19 protein-coding genes are annotated in these 21194 nt (G+C 25.7%); 10 read left to right on the top strand and 9 right to left on the bottom strand.

The window, feature by feature from the left end:
• Positions 1-14: 14 nt before the first annotated feature.
• A complete protein-coding gene (gene ligA / locus D9V76_RS00350) occupies positions 15-2021 on the bottom strand; it encodes an NAD-dependent DNA ligase LigA (protein WP_158336869.1) in 2007 nt (668 codons plus the stop codon).
• A gap of 309 nt (positions 2022-2330) precedes the next feature.
• Here ligA and cysK point away from each other — a divergent pair, with 309 nt between their 5' ends.
• The 5 genes from cysK (at position 2331) to D9V76_RS00325 (ending at position 6961) form a co-directional block, all read left to right on the top strand.
• The gene (gene cysK / locus D9V76_RS00345; RefSeq protein WP_158336868.1) at positions 2331-3281 is read left to right on the top strand and encodes a cysteine synthase A; all 951 of its coding nucleotides are present in this window, start codon (positions 2331-2333) and stop codon (positions 3279-3281) included.
• A 153-nt stretch (positions 3282-3434) separates the two neighbouring features.
• On the top strand, positions 3435-3692 hold the full coding sequence (locus D9V76_RS00340; protein ID WP_158336867.1) for an HPr family phosphocarrier protein: 258 nt from the start codon (positions 3435-3437) through the stop codon (positions 3690-3692).
• 149 nt (positions 3693-3841) lie between these two features.
• Entirely contained in the window at positions 3842-5554 is a 1713-nt protein-coding gene (gene ptsI / locus D9V76_RS00335; protein ID WP_158336866.1) for a phosphoenolpyruvate-protein phosphotransferase PtsI, read from the top strand.
• A 44-nt stretch (positions 5555-5598) separates the two neighbouring features.
• Complete coding sequence (gene crr / locus D9V76_RS00330) at positions 5599-6102, top strand: PTS glucose transporter subunit IIA (protein ID WP_158336865.1); 504 nt, start codon at positions 5599-5601, stop codon at positions 6100-6102.
• A gap of 61 nt (positions 6103-6163) precedes the next feature.
• A complete protein-coding gene (locus D9V76_RS00325; protein ID WP_158336864.1) occupies positions 6164-6961 on the top strand; it encodes an undecaprenyl-diphosphate phosphatase in 798 nt (265 codons plus the stop codon).
• Between the two features lie 11 nt (positions 6962-6972).
• Here the strand turns inward: D9V76_RS00325 and D9V76_RS00320 are convergent, their stop codons facing one another.
• A complete protein-coding gene (locus D9V76_RS00320) occupies positions 6973-8211 on the bottom strand; it encodes a tRNA CCA-pyrophosphorylase (protein WP_158336863.1) in 1239 nt (412 codons plus the stop codon).
• A 236-nt stretch (positions 8212-8447) separates the two neighbouring features.
• Between D9V76_RS00320 and rfaE1 the strand changes: the two genes are divergently transcribed.
• Both rfaE1 and ribB read left to right on the top strand, forming a co-directional pair.
• Positions 8448-9392 (top strand): D-glycero-beta-D-manno-heptose-7-phosphate kinase, encoded by a 945-nt coding sequence (gene rfaE1, locus D9V76_RS00315; protein WP_158336862.1) that lies wholly within the window; start codon positions 8448-8450, stop codon positions 9390-9392.
• 239 nt (positions 9393-9631) lie between these two features.
• Positions 9632-10273: a 3,4-dihydroxy-2-butanone-4-phosphate synthase gene (gene ribB, locus D9V76_RS00310; RefSeq protein ID WP_158336861.1), complete on the top strand. Its 642-nt coding sequence runs from the start codon at positions 9632-9634 to the stop codon at positions 10271-10273.
• A gap of 46 nt (positions 10274-10319) precedes the next feature.
• Here ribB and tsaD read toward each other — a convergent pair whose 3' ends face one another.
• Positions 10320-11336, bottom strand: a complete 1017-nt coding sequence (gene tsaD, locus D9V76_RS00305) for a tRNA (adenosine(37)-N6)-threonylcarbamoyltransferase complex transferase subunit TsaD (RefSeq protein WP_158336860.1) — start codon at positions 11334-11336, stop codon at positions 10320-10322.
• Positions 11337-11581: 245 nt separating this feature from the next.
• On the opposite strand from tsaD, the gene rpsU reads away from it, so the two are divergent.
• The 3 genes from rpsU (at position 11582) to rpoD (ending at position 15599) form a co-directional block, all read left to right on the top strand.
• The gene (rpsU, locus tag D9V76_RS00300; RefSeq protein ID WP_009874014.1) at positions 11582-11797 is read left to right on the top strand and encodes a 30S ribosomal protein S21; all 216 of its coding nucleotides are present in this window, start codon (positions 11582-11584) and stop codon (positions 11795-11797) included.
• Positions 11798-11867: 70 nt separating this feature from the next.
• Positions 11868-13625 carry a DNA primase gene (gene dnaG, locus D9V76_RS00295; RefSeq protein ID WP_158336859.1) on the top strand — a complete coding sequence of 586 codons (1758 nt, stop codon included), beginning with the start codon at positions 11868-11870 and terminating at the stop codon, positions 13623-13625.
• A 78-nt stretch (positions 13626-13703) separates the two neighbouring features.
• The gene (gene rpoD / locus D9V76_RS00290) at positions 13704-15599 is read left to right on the top strand and encodes an RNA polymerase sigma factor RpoD (RefSeq protein ID WP_158336858.1); all 1896 of its coding nucleotides are present in this window, start codon (positions 13704-13706) and stop codon (positions 15597-15599) included.
• 120 nt (positions 15600-15719) lie between these two features.
• Here the strand turns inward: rpoD and cysE are convergent, their stop codons facing one another.
• From cysE to argB, 6 genes are all read right to left on the bottom strand, one after another.
• Entirely contained in the window at positions 15720-16550 is an 831-nt protein-coding gene (gene cysE / locus D9V76_RS00285) for a serine O-acetyltransferase (protein ID WP_158336857.1), read from the bottom strand.
• Between the two features lie 60 nt (positions 16551-16610).
• Positions 16611-17075: a protein-export chaperone SecB gene (gene secB / locus D9V76_RS00280; RefSeq protein ID WP_158336856.1), complete on the bottom strand. Its 465-nt coding sequence runs from the start codon at positions 17073-17075 to the stop codon at positions 16611-16613.
• A gap of 77 nt (positions 17076-17152) precedes the next feature.
• Positions 17153-17602 carry a rhodanese-like domain-containing protein gene (locus tag D9V76_RS00275; protein WP_158336855.1) on the bottom strand — a complete coding sequence of 150 codons (450 nt, stop codon included), beginning with the start codon at positions 17600-17602 and terminating at the stop codon, positions 17153-17155.
• A 137-nt stretch (positions 17603-17739) separates the two neighbouring features.
• Positions 17740-19119 (bottom strand): argininosuccinate lyase, encoded by a 1380-nt coding sequence (gene argH, locus D9V76_RS00270; protein WP_158336854.1) that lies wholly within the window; start codon positions 19117-19119, stop codon positions 17740-17742.
• Between the two features lie 49 nt (positions 19120-19168).
• Positions 19169-20374, bottom strand: a complete 1206-nt coding sequence (locus tag D9V76_RS00265) for an argininosuccinate synthase (protein WP_158336853.1) — start codon at positions 20372-20374, stop codon at positions 19169-19171.
• Between the two features lie 29 nt (positions 20375-20403).
• A complete protein-coding gene (gene argB, locus D9V76_RS00260; protein ID WP_158336852.1) occupies positions 20404-21177 on the bottom strand; it encodes an acetylglutamate kinase in 774 nt (257 codons plus the stop codon).
• Positions 21178-21194: the final 17 nt, after the last annotated feature.

Here is a 21194-nt window from a genome sequence, read left to right as displayed (position 1 = left end):
AAAATAAAATTTAATTATTTAATCAATAAATTAAGTTTAGTCTCACTAAGAGTTTTAATTTTTAATTCAGTCGCTTTAAAAATTTTACTACTACCAGCTTTTTTTCCATAAATCAATAAATCTGTATTTTTAGATACACTATTAGACAATTTAGCTCCTAATTCAATTAATATTTCTGCTAATTCACTACGTGAAAAAGAAATAAATTTACCTGTTAAAACAATTCTTTTATTAAAAAAACTTTTATTTTTTAAATTTATTTCGCTGCTTTCAAAAAAATATATCTTATCAGAAAGACGAGTTACTAACTCTCGATTTGAAAGAATCGAAAAATAATTAAATATATTAGTGGCAATTTCTTTTCCTATACCATTTATCGATTCTAATTCTAGTATTGTTGCATTAATTATTCTATCTAATTTTTTAAAATTTATAACTATTTTTCTTGCTATCACTTCGCCTACAGAAGGAATTCCTAAAGCAAAAATTAAACGTTTCAAACTAATTTTTTTTATTTTTAAAATAGCATTAATAATATTTAAACTTTTTTTTTCTTTAATTTTGTCTAATTTTTGTAATTGAGATTTTGTAAGATAAAAAATATCTATAGGATTTGTAAGAATGTTTTTTTTTATTAATTCATTAATAATTTTTGGTCCTAAACCAGTTACATTTAATGCATTCTTTGAAAAAAAATGATGTAATGCCTTTTTTTTCTGAGCATTACATATCAATCCAGCATGACAACGTATTATTTTATCTTCTTTGTTTTCTATTAAACGTGAATTACAAACTGGACAAAAAACAGGAAAAAGTATTTTTTTTTGATTTTTAAAACAGTTTTTTTTGATCACACTGACAATCTTAGGTATAACATCACCGGAACGACGAATTAAAATAAAATCGTTAATATGTAAATTTAATTTTTCGATTGAATTTTTATTATATAAAGAAGCTTTTCTAATAATTGCTCCTGATATACAAACAGGATCAAAATATGCCACTGGTGTAATTATTCCCGTCCTACCAACTTGAAATTTTACATCACGTAGTTTGGTAATTTCTTCTTTAGAAATAAATTTAAATGCAATAGCCCATCTAGGAAATTTATTATTAGAACCTAATTTTTTTTGTAATTCGACTGAATCTATTTTTATTACAATACCATCTATATTAAAATTGAAAAAATAGCGTCTTTCTTCAATTTTTTTATAAAAATCAAATATTTCCACATGATTTTTACAAATTAACATTTCTTGATTAATTGGCAAACCCCATTTTGAAAATTGTATCAATCTTTCATAATGACTTCTAAAATATTCCATTCCTTTAAATAAACCGTATCCATGACAAATAAAAATTAACTTTCTTTTAGCAGTTATTTTTGGATTAATTTGACGTAAAGATCCTGCTGCTGCATTTCTAGGATTAGAAAAAGATTTTTTTTTACTAACATAAAGTTCTTTATTTAATTCTAAAAAATCAGATTTTAACATAAAAACTTCACCTCGTACTTCTAATCTTTTGGGTATAGAAACTCCTTTTAATTCTAAGGGAACAGATTTTATAGTACGTATATTATCTATTATATTTTCTCCTATATAACCATCTCCACGAGTTGCTGCACGAACTAAAATACCTTTTTCGTAAATTAAACTAACAGCTATACCATCAATTTTTAACTCACAACAAAAGTTTATTAACCGATTTTTATCAAAAAATTTTTTAACTCTATTTTCAAATTCTAAAAACCCGTTTAAATCAAATGTGTTTTCTAAAGATAACATAGGAGAAAAATGTACTATTTTTTTAAATTTTTCAATTAAGTTAGAACCCACTCTTTGAGTAGGAGAATCGGCAGTAATAAATTCTTTATTTTTTAATTCTAAATTATACAATTGACTTAATAAATAATCGTATTCTGCGTCAGAAATAATAGGCTGATCTAAACTATGATAAAAATAGTCATATTTTAAAATTTTTTTGCGTAACTTATCAATTTTTTTTTTAATCAGTTTCATAAGTATATTAGATTTTTATTAAAATAAATTAATATTTAATTATTACAAATTTTTTAAATTAATAATATTAATATTTTTTTATGTAATTTTTTATCATAATATAAAAAAATAACCTAGATAAATAACTATTTAACTTATTAAAAATGTTAAGAATACTTTTTTTAAGTACATATTTAAATTTAAAAAAAATATTTCTTAATATATTAAAAATAATTTTTATAAAAATTATTATTTAAAATAAAATATAATGATAAAAAATATGACTTTTATTAAAAATTAACTAAAAATCAGCATTAAGGCATTGAAAAAATGTATAAAATATATAAAGACAACTCTTTAACTATCGGAAATACACCACTTGTTCGCTTAAATAATATAGGAAATGGAAAGATTTTAGCAAAAATAGAATCTAGAAATCCAAGTTTTAGTGTGAAATGCAGAATTGGTGCTAATATGATATGGAATGCAGAAAAAAAAGGACATCTAAATAAAAATATAGAACTAATTGAAGCAACTAGTGGTAATACAGGAATAGCTTTAGCATATGTTGCAGCAGCAAGAAATTACTCATTAACTCTTATAATGCCTGATTCTATGTCTATAGAAAGAAGAAAATTACTACAATCTTTAGGTGCAAATTTGATACTAACAAATGGAAAATATGGTATGAAAGGTGCTATATCTAAAGCAAATGAAATTGTATCTTTAAATAAAAAAAGATATCTTTTATTAAAACAATTTGAAAATCCAGCTAATCCAGAAATACATCAAAAAACTACTGGCCCGGAAATTTGGAGAGATACCAATGAAAATATAGACGTATTAATTTCAGGTGTAGGTACAGGAGGAACAATTACAGGAATTACAAGATATATAAAAATAGAAAAAGGAAAAAGAGATTTAATTAGCGTTGCCGTTGAACCTTTAGAATCACCTGTAATTACACAATTTCTATCAGGAAAAGAAATAAAACCTGGATTACATAAAATACAAGGAATAGGAGCTGGTTTTATTCCTAAAAATTTAGATTTATCATTAATTGATAGAGTAATTACAGTATCAAGTAAAGAAGCAATACTTAACGCTCAAAAAATAATGAAAAAAGAAGGAATATTATCAGGAATTTCTTCAGGTGCAGCTATAGCAGCAGCTTTAAAAATACAAAAAGAAAAGAATTTTGAAAATAAAACTATAGTCGTTATATTACCTTCTTCTGGAGAACGTTATTTAAGTACAGAACTATTTTCCACATCATTCTAAAATGGAAACCATTATTAAAAATACAACTTCTTTAATAAAAAGAAATAAATTAATTTTTATTATAGAAGTTGTATTTTAATATTTTAAATTAAATATTTATTTTAAAATATATTAAAATTATTTCATAAACTTAATATTACCTAAGGAAAAAAAATGTTTCAAAAAGAAATTAAAATCAACGCTTTACATGGTTTACATACTCGACCTGCAGCTGAATTTGTAAAAGAAGCGAAAAATTTTCTCTCCGATATTCATATTATTTACAACGGAAAATCTATTAATGCAAAAAGTTTATTTAAAATTCAAACGTTAGGTTTAGTTAAAGACAGCGTTATTACATTGTCTGCAGAAGGTAAAGATGAAAAAAAAGCTATTGAACATTTATCTAAAATAATGACAGAACTAGAATAAATTATAATTAAAAATAATTTATAAACTTTTTAAAAATACCGGAGGTTTTATATTACTTCCGGATTTATTTTATAAAAAATAATATATTCGCCTGACATTCTATGTTTTCCCCCTCTAAAATAAACGAACTTTATAGTTAAGGTAATGTTATGATTTCAGGCATTTTAGCATCACCGGGTATAGCTTTTGGCAATGTACTTTTATTAAAAAATGAAGAAATTGTCATTAACCGGAAAATTATTTCTACTGAAAACATCGAAACAGAAATAAATAAATTCTTTGACGGTAGAAAAAAATCAGTAAAACAACTAACAGAAATAAAAATAGCAACAGGCGAAAAATTTGGAAAGAAAAAAGAAGGTATCTTCGAAGGTCATATAATGCTTCTTGAAGATGAAGAACTAGAAAAAGAAATAATTGATTTAATCAAAGAAAAAAAAATATCAGCTGCAGAAGCAACTAAATTTATTATTGAAGGACAAGCTAAAGCATTAGAAGAAATAAAAGATGAATATTTGAAAAACAGAGCAATTGATGTAAGAGATATTGGTGCTCGTTTACTAAAAAATATACTTAACATTAGCATTGTTGATTTAAACAATATAAAAAATCAAGTTATTTTAATCTCAAAAGACCTTACTCCTTCAGAAACAGCACAAATCAATTTAAAATATATTTTAGGATTTATTACAGATTTAGGTGGTCCAACATCACATACATCAATCATGGCTAGATCACTTGAAATACCAGCTATTGTAGGTACTGTAAATATAACTAAAAGAGTAAAAAACAACGATTTTATTATTTTAGATTCTATTAATAATGAAATTATTATTAATCCATCTGATCAAAAAATCAATGAAAAAAAACAAGTAGAAAAAAAATATTTTTTTAAGAAAGAAAATTTAAAAAAATTAAGAAATTTATACGCAACCACTACCGATGGACACAATATTAAAATCGGATCTAATATTGGAAATATTCAAGATATTGATTCAGCAAAAAAAAATGGTGCTGAATGTATAGGTTTATATAGAACAGAATTTTTATTTATGGGAAGAAGTACACTTCCTACTGAAAATGAACAATTTCAAGCATATAAAGAAATTGTAGAATCAATGGAAAATAAGTCAGTTATTATCAGAACCATGGATATTGGTGGTGATAAAGATCTTCCATACATGAATTTACCAAAAGAAGAAAACCCTTTTCTAGGATGGAGAGCTATACGTATTTCAATGGATCGTAAAGAAATTTTACATGCACAATTAAGAGCAATTCTTAGAGCTTCTGCATTTGGTAAAATCTGTATTTTATTTCCTATGATTATATCGGTAGAAGAAATTAGAACATTAAAAATCGAAATTCAAAAACTTCAAATTGAATTAAAAAAAGAACATTTGATATTCGATAAAAATATTAAAATTGGAATTATGATAGAAACCCCTGCATCCGCCATAATAGCAGAACATCTAATAAAAGAAGTTGATTTTTTTAGTATTGGTACTAATGATTTAACACAATACACCTTAGCCGTAGATAGAGGAAATGATTTAATTTCACATCTTTACAATCCTATAAGTCCCTCTGTTCTAAAATTAATTAAAAAAGTTATTGATATATCACATTTACATGGAAAATGGACCGGTATGTGTGGAGAATTAGCAGGAGATGAACGCGTTACTGCACTTTTGTTAGGTATGGGTTTAGATGAATTTAGTATGAGTTCAACAAGCATTCCTAAAATTAAAGAAATTATTCGTAAAACATCTTTTTCAAAATCTCAAGAATTGGCTAAAACAGTATTAAACGCAGCAACTACAAAAGAAATTTTAGATCTATTAAATAAATTTATTGTTTAAGGAAAAACAAAAATTTAATTTATAGAAAGACTTAGGAGAAAAAAATGAGTTTCTTGTCTAATTTTTTTAATAAAAAAAAACCTGAATATTCAAAAAAAATAGATATTTTAGCACCTTTATCAGGTGATATAATAAATATTGAAGATGTACCAGACGTTGTTTTTTCTAAAAAAATTGTCGGTGACGGAATAGCTATTAATCCCTCAGGAAATAAAATGCTTTCACCAATCGATGGTACAATTGGAAAAATACTAAATAGTATGCATGCCTTTTCAATTATTTCAGAAGATGGAGTAGAATTATTCGTACATTTTGGAATTGATACAGTAAAATTAAAGGGAGAAGGTTTTAAAAAAGTAGCAAAAGACAATCAAAAAGTAAAAATAGGAGATACTATTATCTTATTTGATTTAAATTTATTAAAAGAAAAAGCTCATTCTATTTTAACACCAGTTGTAATATCTAATATAGAAAAATTTAAAAAAATAGAAAAATCATCAGGTACAATTATTGCTGGAAAAACAGTTATTATGTCTTTATATAATTGATTTTTAATATAAAAACGGTGCTATTATTTAGTACCGTTTTAAGATAAGGGTAGGAAAAGAGATGTTTTGTCTTCAAAATATAATTATTTCTATTACTGTAGGAATAGTACAAGGGATAGCTGAATTTTTTCCTGTTTCATCTACAGGACATATGATCATTTTTATTCATTGGTTGGATATAGAGAACAAAGATACTAAAATATTAGAAATATTTGTCCAACTTGGCTCTACTTTGGCGGTTTTTTTATTTTTTTATAAAAAAATACTAAAAATATTACGATTGCCAATGAAAAAAAATAACAAAAAAACAAAAAATACACATATTCTTTTTTCTATTTTACCGACAATTTTTTTAGGATTAATTTTTTATAATAAAATTAAATTATTATTTCATCCCATTAATGTTATGTATGCATTAATATTAGGTGGATTTTTTCTGATAATTGCTGAAATTTTTAAACCAAAAAAATTAAAAACTAATTCTATCAACGATATAAATTTAGTACAATCATTAATTATTGGATGTTTTCAAACTTTATGTTTATATCCAGGATTTTCAAGATCTGGAGCCAGTATCGCAATAGCAATATTATTAGGTTTAAAACGTTCAGTTGCAATAAATTTTTCTTTTATTATTTCAATTCCGTTGATAACAGGAGCATCAATTTTAGATTTGATAAAAAATATTCATAATATTAATATGTTATATATTCCATATTTTTTTGGTGGATTTACTGTATCTTTTCTTGTTTCTTTTTTATTCATAAAAAAACTAATTAAGATACTTAACAAAGTATCATTAATTTTTTTTGGAATTTATCGTTTCATAATAGCAGGATTGATTTATTTTTTAAAATAAATAATAAAAATTTATTTTTTAAAAAAAATATTTTTTTTCATACGCCATAATTCAAGTTTTTTAACTCTTAATTTATTTAATTCATTTCTAATTTTATAACCTTTAAAACCTCGATTCAAAATTGTTTTAACAGAAATATCTTTGATAATAAAAAAACATTTTTTTAAAAAACCAGTTTTTAATTTAAAATTGAATGTTTTATTCTGATTATGATGGAATAAATTAAAATCAGATAAAAACGATAGTTTGTAGATTCGATCTGGTTTTCTCCAAGCATCTATTTTTGAAAACATATCAATAATGTTTTTAGAAGACTGATGGTGAATCGAATTTAAAAATACATAAAAACCAGCATTTAAAACTGCTAATTCTCGGATATTTAATGGAACGTTAAAACGATTACATAAACGTTTTACAAGTGCAGCAGCATACTCATCATAATTTTTTTTTGTAGAAGAAAATTCTGTTTTTTGAGGTAAAAATTGACATAAATAAGAAAATTGTATAGAAATATCTTTAGTTAAAATACGTATTTTAGATAAACCCATTGATAAAAAACAGCTATTATATAGATTTTTAAAAAGTGGAGAAGAAAACCTTTTTCTTTCATATAGAAAAAAAATTTCTGGAAAAATAGAATATAACGCTTGACAAGCATGTAAAACTTGAAAATAAACATGAGGATTAGAGGTTTTAAAAGCTTTTTCAGTTTCGTTCCAAATTCTATTTTTAGTCAAATATAAAAGTTCATTTTTTTTTACCATCTTAGACATTAAAATCATTGTTTTATTATCGATATGGAAACCTAAATGAACCAAGCTAGCTGCAAACCTTGCTGTACGTAAAACACGCAATGGATCTTCCATAAAAGAGTCTGAAATATGACGCAACAATCGAAGTTCTAAATCTTTTTTACCTTGAAAAGGATCAATGTAATTACCGTATTTGTCTTTAGCAATAGCATTAATAGTCAAATCACGTCTAATTAAATCTTCTTCTAGCGTAACATCAGAATCAAATTCAGTATGAAAACCAGTATATCCTCTACCAGACTTTCTTTCTTTTCTTGCTAATGCATATTCTTCGTGTGTTTCTGGATGTAAAAAAACAGGAAAATCTTTTCCTACTTGTTGAAATTTTTTTTTTAATAATATTTCCTTTGTACCTCCTACTACTACCCAATCTCTATCTTTAATTGGTAAGTTTAATAAACTATCACGAACAGCCCCTCCTACTAAATATACTTTCATAAAAATTTTCCCATACTAAAAAATAGAATTCTATTCTATAATAGAAAGAATAAAATATATTAAATAATTATCTCAATTTTATAAAAATAAAATCTTGTAATAATTTTTTATATAATATATAAAAAAATTAATTAATTTTTAGGATTAAAAACCTAAAAAATACTTAGTTATTTTTACTGAATTATTTCAATTTAAAAATAGAAATTAATAATTTTATATAATTTAAAGAGATTATCATGAAAAAAAAATTAATTAATTTTAAAAATGCACTTGTTCTTGTCGTTGGAGATCTTATATTAGATTGCTATTGGTATAGTAAAAATTACTATGTATTATCAGAAGAATCACTACCAATTGCTCCAATTAATAAAATAAAAAAACAACCAGGTGGTGCTGCAAACGTTGCTAAAAATATCGCAGAAATTGGTGGTAACTCTAAAATAATTGGTTTTATTGGTACGGATTATGAAGGTTTAACATTAAAAAAACTACTTAATCATATCAGAATTTATCCTGATTTAATTAGTATAAAAAAAAACAAAACAATCACAAAAATCAGAATTTTATCAGAAAATAAACAGTTAATTAGATTAGATTTTCAAGAAAAATATATTTCAAAGAAATTTAATTTATTATATGAAAAAATTATTAATTCATTAACATACTATAAAGTTTTAGTACTTTCAGATTATGCAAAAGGTACATTAGTTAATGTAAAAAAAATTATTAATTTAGCAAAAAAAATGTCTGTTCCTATACTTATAGATCCAAAAGGATTAGATTTTAAAAAATATTCTGGTGCTACTTTATTAACACCAAATCTTTCTGAATTTGAACAAATAGTAGGAAAATGTTATGAAGAAAAACAAATATTACAAAGAGGAATAAAATTAGTATCTGAATTAAATTTGTCAGCATTATTAGTTACTCGTGCAAAAAATGGTATGACTCTGTTTCAACCTGAAAAACAACCTATACATTTTCCAGCTATATCTAAAATAGCATCAGACGTAACAGGTGCAGGAGATACTGTAATTTCAATAATAGCTTCTTCTTTAGCCACAGGATATTCATTAGAAGAAGCCTGTTTTTACGCAAATATTGGAGCTAGTATAGTAGTACAAAAAATAGGCACTGAAACACTAACAATTAATCAATTAAATACAGTTTTAAATATCTAGTATTATATTTTAAAATTAGTAAAATTTTTTTGCGTTTTTTATAAAAAAATAAAATTATTTTAAAAAAAATTTATATCTAAATATTATTAGTAATACTTAGGTATAAAAAAGATACATAAATATAGTGAAAAACTATATATTTCTACATTGCTCTTAAATTTTATTCAATATATAATGAAAATATTTAATTTTTAATCATTCCTGATTTTTTATTTAATAAATATAAGAAGGTTTTCAAAATGAACCAAAAACTGCTTTCTGAATTTGGAAACCCTATAGAACGTGTTGAAAAAGCGATATCTTCTTTACAATCAGGTGAAGGTGTTATCATATTAGATGATGAAAAACGTGAAAATGAAGGAGATCTTGTTTTTTCATCCGAAAAGATGACAGTCGAGCAAATGGCTCTAACAATTAGATATGGTAGTGGCATTGTATGTTTATGTATAACAGAATCTAAACGTAAAAAACTGAATTTACCTATGATGGTTAGAAATAATACCAGTACTTATCGTACTGGATTTACAGTAACAATAGAAGCTTCAAAAGGTGTTTCTACTGGTGTATCAGCAAAAGATCGATTGACTACTATAAAAACAGCTACAGCAGATGATGCCAAGCCTAGTGATTTAAACAGACCAGGACATGTATTTCCTCTTAGAGCAAATAGCGGCGGAATATTAGCAAGAGCAGGACACACAGAGGCAGCTGTTGAAATAATGTCACTTTCCGGTTTTAAACCATATGGAGTAATTTGCGAATTAACCAACAAAGATGGATCTATGTCTCGAACACCTGAAATCATAAAATTTTCAAAATCTAAAAAAATGAAAATATTAACTATTAAAGACTTGATTCTCTATATTAAAAATAAAAAATAAAAATTTGTAGCAAAAAAATTATTGTTACATATAAAACTAATACTTATTAAGTATGAGATAAATTATCTATAGGCCATTTTGGTTTAACAAGTATTTCTAATGGAGAAATTATGCTTGCTTCTTTATAACGCAATGATCCAAGATAAGCAATCATTGCACCATTATCTGTACAGAATTTTAATTGAGGATAAAAAACTTTTCCATTAAAAAATTTTTTCATCATATCTTTTGATTTTTTTCGTAATAAAGAATTTGCACTGACACCACCAGCTATCACTAGACGTTTCCATCCTTTCTTATATAATGCTTTTTTAGTTTTAATTAATAATACATCGATTACTGCATCTTCAAAAGCTCTTGCGATATTAGCTTTTTGTTGAATATTTAAAATATTATTGTTGATAACTTTAGAAGTAAAAGTTTTTAAACCTGAAAAACTAAAATTTAAACTTGAATGATGTATCATAGGTCGAGGAAAATAAAAGTAATTTTTTATTCCCTTAGCTGCTAAATTAGATAATTCACGTCCATTTGGATATTTTAATCCAAGCATTTTTGATGTTTTGTCAAAAGCCTCACCTGCAGCATCATCTAAAGAATTTCCTAATATTTCATATTTTCCTAATTTATAAGCAGCAATTATTTGTGTATGCTTTCCAGAAACTAATAATGCAATAAATGGAAATTCAATTGACTTATACTCTAACATTGGTGATAATAAATGCGCTTCCATATGATTAACAGGTAAAACAGGAATATTTAAAGAAAAACCTAAAGAACATGCAAATGTAGCGCCGACTAATAAAGAACCAACTAAACCAGGTCCCGCAGTATATGCAATAAGATCAATTTCCTTCATAATATTTTTTTTTTTAAAAATTTTATCTAACAAAAAAATTATTTTCCTTGTATGTTCACGCGATGCTAATTCTGGAATAATACCACCGTAATTAGCATGTATTTTTTTCTGACTATGCAATTCATTAATTAATAAACCTTTAGAAACATCATAAATAGCTATACCAGTATCATCGCAAGATGTTTCAATACCTAAAACTTTCATTCTTCATACACCTATAAAATTAATTTAAAATAAAATAATTAATATTGCTAAAATTAATATTCTTAAATTGATAAAGAACTTACTTAATAAGTTTTCTAAAAAAAGTTAAAAATCAAAATAAATAAAAGATAATGCTACTTTACAAAATAATCTTAATTGATATAGGATCTATTCTATAATTTAAAAAAATATTAATTGTTAATTTTTTATACTTATCAAGTATAAATAATAGAGGTAAAATTTGAATGCCAATAATAAAAGTACGTGAAAATGAACCTTTTGATGTAGCACTTCGCCGTTTTAAAAGATCTTGTGAAAAAGCTGGTATTTTAGCTGAAATTCGAAGAAGAGAATTTTACGAAAAACCCACTACTGAACGAAAACGTGCTAAAGCTTCTGCTGTCAAACGTCTCGCAAAAAAGCTGACAAGAGAAAATGCAAGACGTATTCGTATGTATTAACATATTTCTTAAAAAATAAAAAGCCGTTCTTTTTTAAGAACGGAATTTTATTCTACCATATAAAAAATATATGTCTGGAACAATACCTAAATATTTTATTAACGAACTATTATTTCGTACTAATATTGTTGAACTTATAGAAACACGAATAAAATTAAAAAAAAATGGTAAAAATTATCAAACTCATTGTCCTTTCCATAATGATAAAACCCCATCTTTTACTGTAAGCTATGAAAAACAATTTTATTATTGTTTTGGATGTAATGCACATGGAAACGCAATTGATTTTTTAATTAACTACGATAATTTAAATTTTGTAGAAAGTATTGAAGAACTCGCTACGATTCATAGTATTGAAATTCCATTTGATAAAAAAAGTATAATTGAAAAAAACTATTATCTAAAAAAACAAAAATTATATTTATTAATGGATGAAATATCTAAATTATATCAAAAAAACGTTATTTTTACTGATTCAGCACAAAAATACTTAATTGAAAGAGGAATCAACAAAAATATGATTGATTTTTTTTGTATTGGATTTTCAAGTAACAAATGGAATTTATTTTCTAAAAAATTCAATATAAAAAAAGATTTTGAAAAAGATTTATTATATTACAAAATAATTTCTACTAATAAAAATGGATATGTGTATGATCCCTTTCAGGGACGTATAATTTTTCCTATACATGATCAACATGGAAGAATTACAAGTTTTGGAGGACGTTCAATAACAAATAACATTTTACCAAAATATCTTAATTCACATGAAACTGATATTTTTCATAAAGGAAAACAAATCTATGGATTATATCAAGTGAAAAAAAAACACTCCAAACCAAAACATCTATTAGTTGTAGAAGGATATATAGATGTTATTATGTTAACACAATATAATATTGAATATGTAGTTTCATCATTAGGTACATCTATAACAAAAGAACATATACAGATGCTTTTTCGTCATACTAATACAGTTATATACTGTTACGATGGTGATGATGCAGGTAGAAATGCTTCTTGGAGAACTTTAAAAATTGCATTACCATATATATCTGATGAAAAAAGTATAAAATTTATAATGTTACCTAAAAATGAAGATCCAGATACAATTATAAAAAAAGAAGGTAAAAAAAAATTTCAATTACGCATTGACAATGCTCTTACAATGTCAAAATTTTTTTTTAAAAATATTTTAAAAAACGTCGATTTATCATCTAATGATGATAAGTTTCATTTGAGCGTACGTGCTTTACCTTTAATAAACTGTATATCTAGTGATACAATAAGAATTTATTTACGACAAATATTAGCTAGGATAATAGGAATTTTAGATGATCATCAATTTGAAAAATTTTTATATGAAAAAGAAAGAAAAAATAAAAATTTACAATTTCAAATTAAACATACTCCTATGCGAACACTTATAAGTTTACTTATTCAAAATCCTAATTTATCAAAATTGGTACCTTCAACAAAAAAATTTGAAAATGAAAAAATAAAAGGACTTCCTATTTTTTTAGAAATTTTAAAAACATGTTCTAATAATCCAAATTTTAACACAGGTCAATTATTAGAGTTTTACAGAAATAGTAAAATAATTAATATTTTAAAAATTTTATCTAAATGGGATCATATGATAATTAAAGAAAAAACTCGAAATATGTTTTTAGATTTATTAAAAAACACATACAGCAAAATTCTAGAAAAAAGACAAGAAAAATTAATTGCAAAAGAAAGAGTTAAGGGACTAACAATAGACGAAAAAAAAGAGATTTGGTCTATTAATAAAAAATTATCAAAAAAAAATTATTTTAATTTACATTAAAAACATCAATTATTATTCATTATTGACTAAAACAGTCAATTAATATTCATTATATCAATAAAATTTGGATATTTTCCTATGGAGCAAAACCCACAGTCACAACTTAAGCTGCTTGTTACACATGGTAAGGAGCAAGGGTATTTAACCTATGCCGAAGTTAATGATCATCTACCAGAAGAAATTATTGATTCTGAACAAATCGATGACATTATTCAGATGATTAATGATATGGGAATTCAAGTTGTCGAAGAAGCACCTGATGCAGACGATTTGATTTTAAATGAAATAAATACAGATACAGACGAAGATGCAGTTGAAGCTGCTACGCAAGTTTTATCAAGTGTTGAATCAGAATTAGGAAGAACTACTGATCCTGTTCGTATGTACATGCGAGAAATGGGCACTGTTGAATTACTCACAAGAGAAGGCGAAATTGATATAGCTAAAAGAATTGAAGAAGGAATTAATCAAGTACAATCTTCTGTATCAGAATATCCAGAAGCTATTACTTATCTTCTAGAACAATATGATCGAATTAAAACTGGTCAAATACGATTATCTGATATAATAACAGGCTTTGTAGATCCAAATGCAGAAGAAATATTTTCTCATCCTACAGCGACAATACATATTGGTTCTGAAATTTTAGATGATATGACTCATGAAAATGATAATAACGAAGATGACAACGAAAATGACAACGAAGATGACAACGAAAATGACAACGAAGATGACAACGAAGATGACAACGAAGATGAAAACAGCATTGATCCAGAGCTAGCTAATGAAAAATTTAAAGAATTAAGAAAGCAATATACTAATACAAGCAATACAATTAAAAATAAAAATAGAAATCACAAAGATTCATTGTTAGAAATTTATAATCTTTCAGAAATTTTTAAACAATTTAGATTAGTTCCAAAACAATTTGATCATTTAGTTAATAATATGCGGAATATGATGAATAGAGTAAGAATACAAGAAAGAATGATTATGAAATTATGTATTGAAGAATGTAAAATTCCTAAAAAAATTTTTTTAAAAATTTTTTCAGGAAAAGAAACTGATGAAAACTGGTTTAAAAAAGAACAAAATTCAAATCAACCGTGGTCTGAAAAGTTAGAAGGAGTTAAAGAAAAAGTTTTTTCTAGCATAAAAAAACTAAGTCAAATAGAAAAAGAAACAGGTTTAACAATCGAGCAAGTTAAAGATATTAACAAAAGAATGTCTATTGGAGAAGCCAAAGCCAAAAGAGCAAAAAAAGAAATGGTAGAAGCTAATTTAAGATTAGTTATTTCTATTGCAAAAAAATATACTAATAGAGGACTACAATTTTTAGACTTAATTCAAGAAGGTAATATTGGACTTATGAAAGCAGTAGATAAATTTGAATATCGTCGAGGCTATAAATTTTCAACTTATGCAACTTGGTGGATCAGACAAGCCATTACTCGTTCTATCGCTGATCAAGCACGAACTATTCGAATCCCTGTACATATGATAGAAACTATTAATAAACTTAACCGAATTTCTAGACAAATGCTTCAAGAAATAGGACGAGAACCAACTCCAGAAGAACTTTCTGAAAAAATGTTAATTCCTGAAGATAAAATTAGAAAAGTTTTAAAAATAGCTAAAGAACCAATATCTATGGAAACACCTATTGGTGATGATGATGATTCACATTTAGGTGATTTTATAGAAGATACTACATTAGAATTGCCACTTGATTCAGCTACATCTGAAAGCTTAAGATCAGCAACACATGATGTTTTATCAGGTCTTACAGCTCGTGAAGCAAAGGTACTTCGTATGCGTTTTGGAATTGATATGAATACTGATCATACTTTAGAAGAAGTTGGAAAACAATTTGATGTCACTCGAGAAAGAATAAGACAAATAGAAGCAAAAGCATTAAGAAAACTTCGTCATCCAAGTAGATCAGAAGTACTGCGTAGTTTTTTGGACGATTAGTATAAAAGAGATATATGTAATATTATCGAAAATAAAACTTCTGTACCAAAAAATAGTAATATATAAATTATATTCTTAAGAAAGAAACAGGAGTTTTAATTTCAAAAAAATATATATAAATTAGATACCTTCTCCATATTGAAAAAATTCTAAATTACGCATTAAATTATTTTTTTCCTCTTGAAAAAAATTTTTTTCACTAGTTTGATTTTTTTTTATAATTTTAGCGGGAACACCGGCAACAGTAACAAATGGGGGGATGTTTTTTAAAACTACAGATCCAGCTCCTACTTTGACTCCTTTACCAACTTCAATATTACCCAATATTTTTGCTCCAGCACCTATGGTAACTTTTTTTCTAATTGTAGGATGTCTATTTTTACCGCTGTTTTTACCTGTTCCACCTAAAGTTACTGAATGAAAAATTGAAACATCATTCTCTATAATTACACCTTCTCCAATAACAATACCAGTTGCATGATCAAACATGATACCAGAACCAATGAAAGCACCAGGATGAATGTCTACTGAAAAAACAGTAGATATTCTACTTTGCAAGTATGTAGATAACTCATATTTTTTCATATTCCAAAGATAATTACTTAATCTATATGCTTCTAAAGCCTGGAAGCCTTTTAAATATAAAAGAGGGGTTAAATAATTTTTTACGACTGGATCACGTTGTAATACTGCTTTTATATCTTTAACTACAGAATTAATTATGAATACGTTGTTTAAATATATATCATTAAAAATATTATATAATTTTTTTTCGGATATCATCGATGTTGATAATTTATTAGATAATATATAACTTAAAGAACCACTTATTTTTTTATGATTTAATATACTTTCTTGATAAAACTTTGATAAAACTGGCTCTTTTTTTAATACATTTTGAGCTTCATGTTTTATGATATTCCATAGTTCTAACACTTCTAAAGAACACATAATTTCCTCCTTACAACAGCATCTAAAATAAATTAGTTTAATTTATAAAACTAATGAAAATTAAAAATTATCTTTTTGATTAAAATTATTTTTTTCGAATTCTAAATTTTTATAAAAAATATCATCAAAATTAATAGGTGCAAGATTCAATTGCGGAAAACTACCATAAGATACTAAACTAGATATACATGTTCTGGCATAAGGAAACAAAATATTTGGACAATAAGATCCCAGACAATGTTTTAATTCTTTTTCATTTAAATAAGCAATAAAAAAAATACCTACTTGATGGACATCACATAAAAAAACTAAGTTTTTCTCACTTTTTACTATTACTCTTACTTGTAAAGTGGTCTCAAAAATATTTTGTTTTAATTTTTTAGAAACTGTATTTAAATTAAATTTTATTGTGGGATTCCATTTTTTATGAAAAATATTTGGAGTATTCGGAGCTTCAAAAGAAGCATCTTTTATATAAATTCGCTGAATTTCAAAAGATTTCTTTTTCAATTGTTTTTCTGACATATATTATCCATTAAAATTAGTAAAATTTATATTTTAAATATTAAAAAAATTGGATTTTAAATCTTAATTTTAACAGTCTATTTTAGAAAATTATTTTTTTTGTTAATAGTAGTAGGTAAGTTTTCTATGTTCCAAGAATCCATTCCATTCTTTAAAAAATAAATTTCATCTAATCCATATTTAATGAATTTTTTAATATATTTATTATAATCATCGAATGAATCTATAATAAGAATAATAGGAATAGATTTAGATAAATCTAAATCTTTTATTGTTTTTGAAAAAACATTTTTGAAAGGAATATTAATAGCATTTACAATATGACCTGAATTATACAATTCGACAGACCGTGTATCAATTACAATAGCATTGTTTTCATTTATCAGTTTTATTGCATGAAAGTTATTAATAATTTTAGATTTTAAATACATATTTTTAGTACTTAAAAAAACTATTGAAATAAGAAAAAAAAACCATATAAAACTAAGTACTAAATTATTAGAAATAAAAAATAATATATCTTTCATACAATAAAAATCCTATATTTTATGGTTCAAAAAAACATTCTTTTATAAAAATAAACTTTAATTTTAGAATTTAAAAAAAATTAAAATGCGTTATAAAATTCAAAAATAAAAAAATTTTTTAATTAAAAATTAGTTTTTTATAAAATATTTAATCTTTCTTTTTCTTTTATAATCTGTTTACGTATCTCATTTGGCGCCACTCCACCTTTAGAAGATCGCTTTTCAAGACATGCTTCTAATGTAATATTTTCATATATATCATCAGTAATAAGAGTGCTGTACTTTTGAAATATAGATAAATCTAAATCATTTAAGGATTTTTTTTCATTAATAGCACGCAGTACTAATTGACCAGATATATTATGTGCTTCACGAAAAGTCATACCTTTTTTTACTAAATAATCCGCAATTTCTGTCGCATTAGAATAACCTTTTTCTGCCGCTTGACGACATGAAGAACGATTTAGTTTTATATTTTTTAGAACTAAACTAGCCATTGATAAAGAATCATGCCAAGTTTTAAGCGAATCAAAAAGACCTTCTTTATCTTCCTGAAGATCTTTATTGTAGGACAAAGGAAGAGATTTTAAAATCACCAAGATAGAAACTAGAGCACCATGAACACGACCACATTTAGAACGTATAAGTTCTAATGCATCTGGATTTTTTTTTTGAGGCATTAAGGACGAGCCAGATGTAATAGAATCAGATAATTCAATAAAATTAGCTTCACTAGAGTTAAAAAAAATTAAATCTTCAGAAAATCGAGATAAATGAGTCATACTAATTGAAGAGGCAGATAACAATTCTATAACATAATCTCTATCAGAAACACTATCAAGTGCATTGTTAGTCTCTGAATTAAAACCCATTAATATAGCAAGTTTTTTTCTATTAATATTCCATGCTGTTCCAGATAAAGCCCCAGAACCTAATGGACTAACATCTAATCTCTTTAAAATATCTTTTAAACGACTAGCATCACGTTTTAACATTTGTATATAAGCTAAACACCAATAAGAAAAAGTAATTGGTTGAGCACGTTGTAAATGAGTATAGCCTGGCATTATAATATCATAATTTAATTCAGCAACAAAAATAAAATTTTTTTGTAAATTAATAATACTATCTAATAAAACAAAAATTTTTCTTTTGCACCATAATTTTAAATCAGTTGTAATTTGATCATTTCTACTACGACCAGTATGCAATTTTTTACCTAGTTCACCTATTTTTTTGATAAGATTAGCTTCTATCCAACTATGAATGTCTTCATAGTCACTCTCAAGAATTTTTTTTGGATTATTATGAATTTCTTCTTTTAAAAAAATTAACGCAGACTCTATTTTTTTTTGCTCTTCTTGAGTAAGAACACCAACTTCCAAAAGAGATTTAGACCAAGCAATAGATGCAAATATATCCTCTTTAGCTAAAACATAATCAAAAGGTAAAGAGGCATTAAATTTTTTAAATATTTCGTTAGATTCATCAAGGAATCTTCCACCCCAAAGCGACATATATTTTCTCTATAAAAAATGATTTAAAAGTACAAAACATTTATATATTTTATTTTATCTTGTTTTGAGCACGTATTCTAGAAGAAAGAGAAAAAAGACGAATAAAACCTTCGGCATCAGAGTGTTTATAAACTTCATCTGCACCAAAAGTTGCATATTCTTCAGAATACAAAGAATTTGAAGATTTTTTTTGTACGGGAATCACACTTCCTTTATACAATTTTAATACCACTTCACCATTTACTTCAGAAGATAAAGAATCTGCAGCAGCTTGCAATGATTCACGAATTGGAGTAAACCAACGTCCATCATAAACAACTGAAGACATTTCTAAACCAATTTTTTCTCTCCATTTAAAACTCTCTCGATCAAAAACCAACTGTTCAATTGCTCTAAGTGCTGTAGTCATAATAGTACCACCTGGAGTTTCATAACAACCTCTAGACTTAATGCCAATAAGTCTATTTTCAACAATATCTATTCTTCCTATAGCATGTTTAGAACCAATTTTATTCAATTTTTGTATGCATTTTAAAGGAGTTAAATGTTCATTGTTAACAGATATAACAGAACCTTTTTTTACTATCAGTGAAATATATTCTGGTTTTTCTGGAGCATTTTCTAATTCTACCGTCCAATTCCAACAATCTGGATTTGGTCTATTCCAAAGATCTTCAAGCAAACCTCCTTCTGTAGAAATATGCCAAGAATTTTCATCTTTACTATAAATTTTTTCTAAAGTTGCTGATGTTGAAATGTTTCTTTTACGTAAATATTCTAATAATGATTCTCTTGAATTAAGATTCCACTCACGCCAAGGAGCAATTACTTTCATATGAGGTGCTAATGCGGCATAAGCGATCTCAAAGCGAACTTGATCATTGCCCTTGCCAGTAGCGCCATGACACAAAAATTTTGCTCCAATATTTGAAGCAAATTCTACTTGCTTTTTCGCAATAATGGGTCTAGCCATTGCTGTACCTAATAAATAATTCCCTTCATATAAAGCACCTGTTTTTAAGACTGGATATACATAATCCTTTATAAATTCTTCTTTTAAATCAAAAACGTGGCAATCAATAGCACCAGATTGCAGTGCTTTTTTTTCAATACCGTTTAAATCTTCTTTTGATTGACCTATATCTGCCACAAAAGCCACAACATCAACGTGATAATTTTCTTTTAACCAGGGAATAATTGCTGAAGTATCCAAACCACCTGAATACGCTAAAACAACTTTTTTAAGATTATTCATAATGTTTTTTAAAACCTATTATAATTAGACTATACTACAACTCGAGTACCAATGTTTATGCCATCAAATAACAATTTAAGTTCATCTGTATTTTGCCAACTAGCAATATCTATAGGACGTTGTAAAACATGAGCAGCTTCTAAAGCAGCATTAACCTTAACAATCATACCATTAGTAATAATACCCTGAGAGATTAATCTTTTAGCCTGAGAAGAATTTATTTCTGGAATTCTTTGACCTTTTCCATCTAATATTGAACTGATATCAGATAATAAAATTAAATTTGCCTCTAAGGTAGTAGCCAAAGCCATAGCAGCTAAATCTGCATTAACATTCATTAGCAAACCATCATCTGTAATACCTATAGAACTAATAATTGGCAAAATACCTTGTTCGCATAATTTTGTCAAAAAAAGAGGAGAACCTGGTTTAGCTTTTCCTACATGCCCTAAATTCTGATCTAATTTTTCTACATTTACACTTTTTCCATCTGCTAAACATAAACCAACAGCATTTATTTTATATTTTAATGCCCACGAAAGTAGAATTTTATTAGCGGTTCCCGCCAACGCACCTGTAATAATATTAATATGTTCAGATTCAGTGATTCGTAAGCCATTTTTTTTCTCAACAGGCAATGATAATTTATTCATTAAATCGTCTATTAATCTTCCTCCTCCATGAATTATTAAAATATGTCGTTTGTTAGATATTTGATAATCAACAAGTGCTTTAAATAAACGCATCATTGCATCATCACTTTCTAAAAGAACTCCACCTAATTTAATAACTAAGGGATTCATCATCAAAAAACACCTCA

The organism is Buchnera aphidicola (Rhopalosiphum padi), from assembly GCF_005080845.1.
Lineage (GTDB): Bacteria > Pseudomonadota > Gammaproteobacteria > Enterobacterales > Enterobacteriaceae > Buchnera > Buchnera aphidicola_AO.
This window is presented reverse-complemented; position numbering and strand designations above follow the sequence as displayed.

Excerpts from the sequence above, each read along its gene's own strand:
- ptsI (WP_158336866.1), top strand. The coding sequence starts at position 3,842 with ATGATTTCAGGCATTTTAGCATCACCGGGTATAGCTTTTGGCAATGTA.
- crr (WP_158336865.1), top strand. The coding sequence starts at position 5,599 with ATGAGTTTCTTGTCTAATTTTTTTAATAAAAAAAAACCTGAATATTCA.
- cysE (WP_158336857.1), bottom strand. The coding sequence starts at position 16,550 with ATGTGTTCTTTAGAAGTGTTAGAACTATGGAATATCATAAAACATGAA.
- secB (WP_158336856.1), bottom strand. The coding sequence starts at position 17,075 with ATGTCAGAAAAACAATTGAAAAAGAAATCTTTTGAAATTCAGCGAATT.
- ligA (WP_158336869.1), bottom strand. The coding sequence starts at position 2,021 with ATGAAACTGATTAAAAAAAAAATTGATAAGTTACGCAAAAAAATTTTA.
- dnaG (WP_158336859.1), top strand. The coding sequence starts at position 11,868 with ATGTCTGGAACAATACCTAAATATTTTATTAACGAACTATTATTTCGT.
- ribB (WP_158336861.1), top strand. The coding sequence starts at position 9,632 with ATGAACCAAAAACTGCTTTCTGAATTTGGAAACCCTATAGAACGTGTT.
- rpsU (WP_009874014.1), top strand. The coding sequence starts at position 11,582 with ATGCCAATAATAAAAGTACGTGAAAATGAACCTTTTGATGTAGCACTT.
- cysK (WP_158336868.1), top strand. The coding sequence starts at position 2,331 with ATGTATAAAATATATAAAGACAACTCTTTAACTATCGGAAATACACCA.
- rfaE1 (WP_158336862.1), top strand. The coding sequence starts at position 8,448 with ATGAAAAAAAAATTAATTAATTTTAAAAATGCACTTGTTCTTGTCGTT.
- D9V76_RS00320 (WP_158336863.1), bottom strand. The coding sequence starts at position 8,211 with ATGAAAGTATATTTAGTAGGAGGGGCTGTTCGTGATAGTTTATTAAAC.
- argH (WP_158336854.1), bottom strand. The coding sequence starts at position 19,119 with ATGTCGCTTTGGGGTGGAAGATTCCTTGATGAATCTAACGAAATATTT.
- argB (WP_158336852.1), bottom strand. The coding sequence starts at position 21,177 with ATGAATCCCTTAGTTATTAAATTAGGTGGAGTTCTTTTAGAAAGTGAT.
- D9V76_RS00265 (WP_158336853.1), bottom strand. The coding sequence starts at position 20,374 with ATGAATAATCTTAAAAAAGTTGTTTTAGCGTATTCAGGTGGTTTGGAT.
- rpoD (WP_158336858.1), top strand. The coding sequence starts at position 13,704 with ATGGAGCAAAACCCACAGTCACAACTTAAGCTGCTTGTTACACATGGT.
- D9V76_RS00275 (WP_158336855.1), bottom strand. The coding sequence starts at position 17,602 with ATGAAAGATATATTATTTTTTATTTCTAATAATTTAGTACTTAGTTTT.
- D9V76_RS00340 (WP_158336867.1), top strand. The coding sequence starts at position 3,435 with ATGTTTCAAAAAGAAATTAAAATCAACGCTTTACATGGTTTACATACT.
- D9V76_RS00325 (WP_158336864.1), top strand. The coding sequence starts at position 6,164 with ATGTTTTGTCTTCAAAATATAATTATTTCTATTACTGTAGGAATAGTA.
- tsaD (WP_158336860.1), bottom strand. The coding sequence starts at position 11,336 with ATGAAAGTTTTAGGTATTGAAACATCTTGCGATGATACTGGTATAGCT.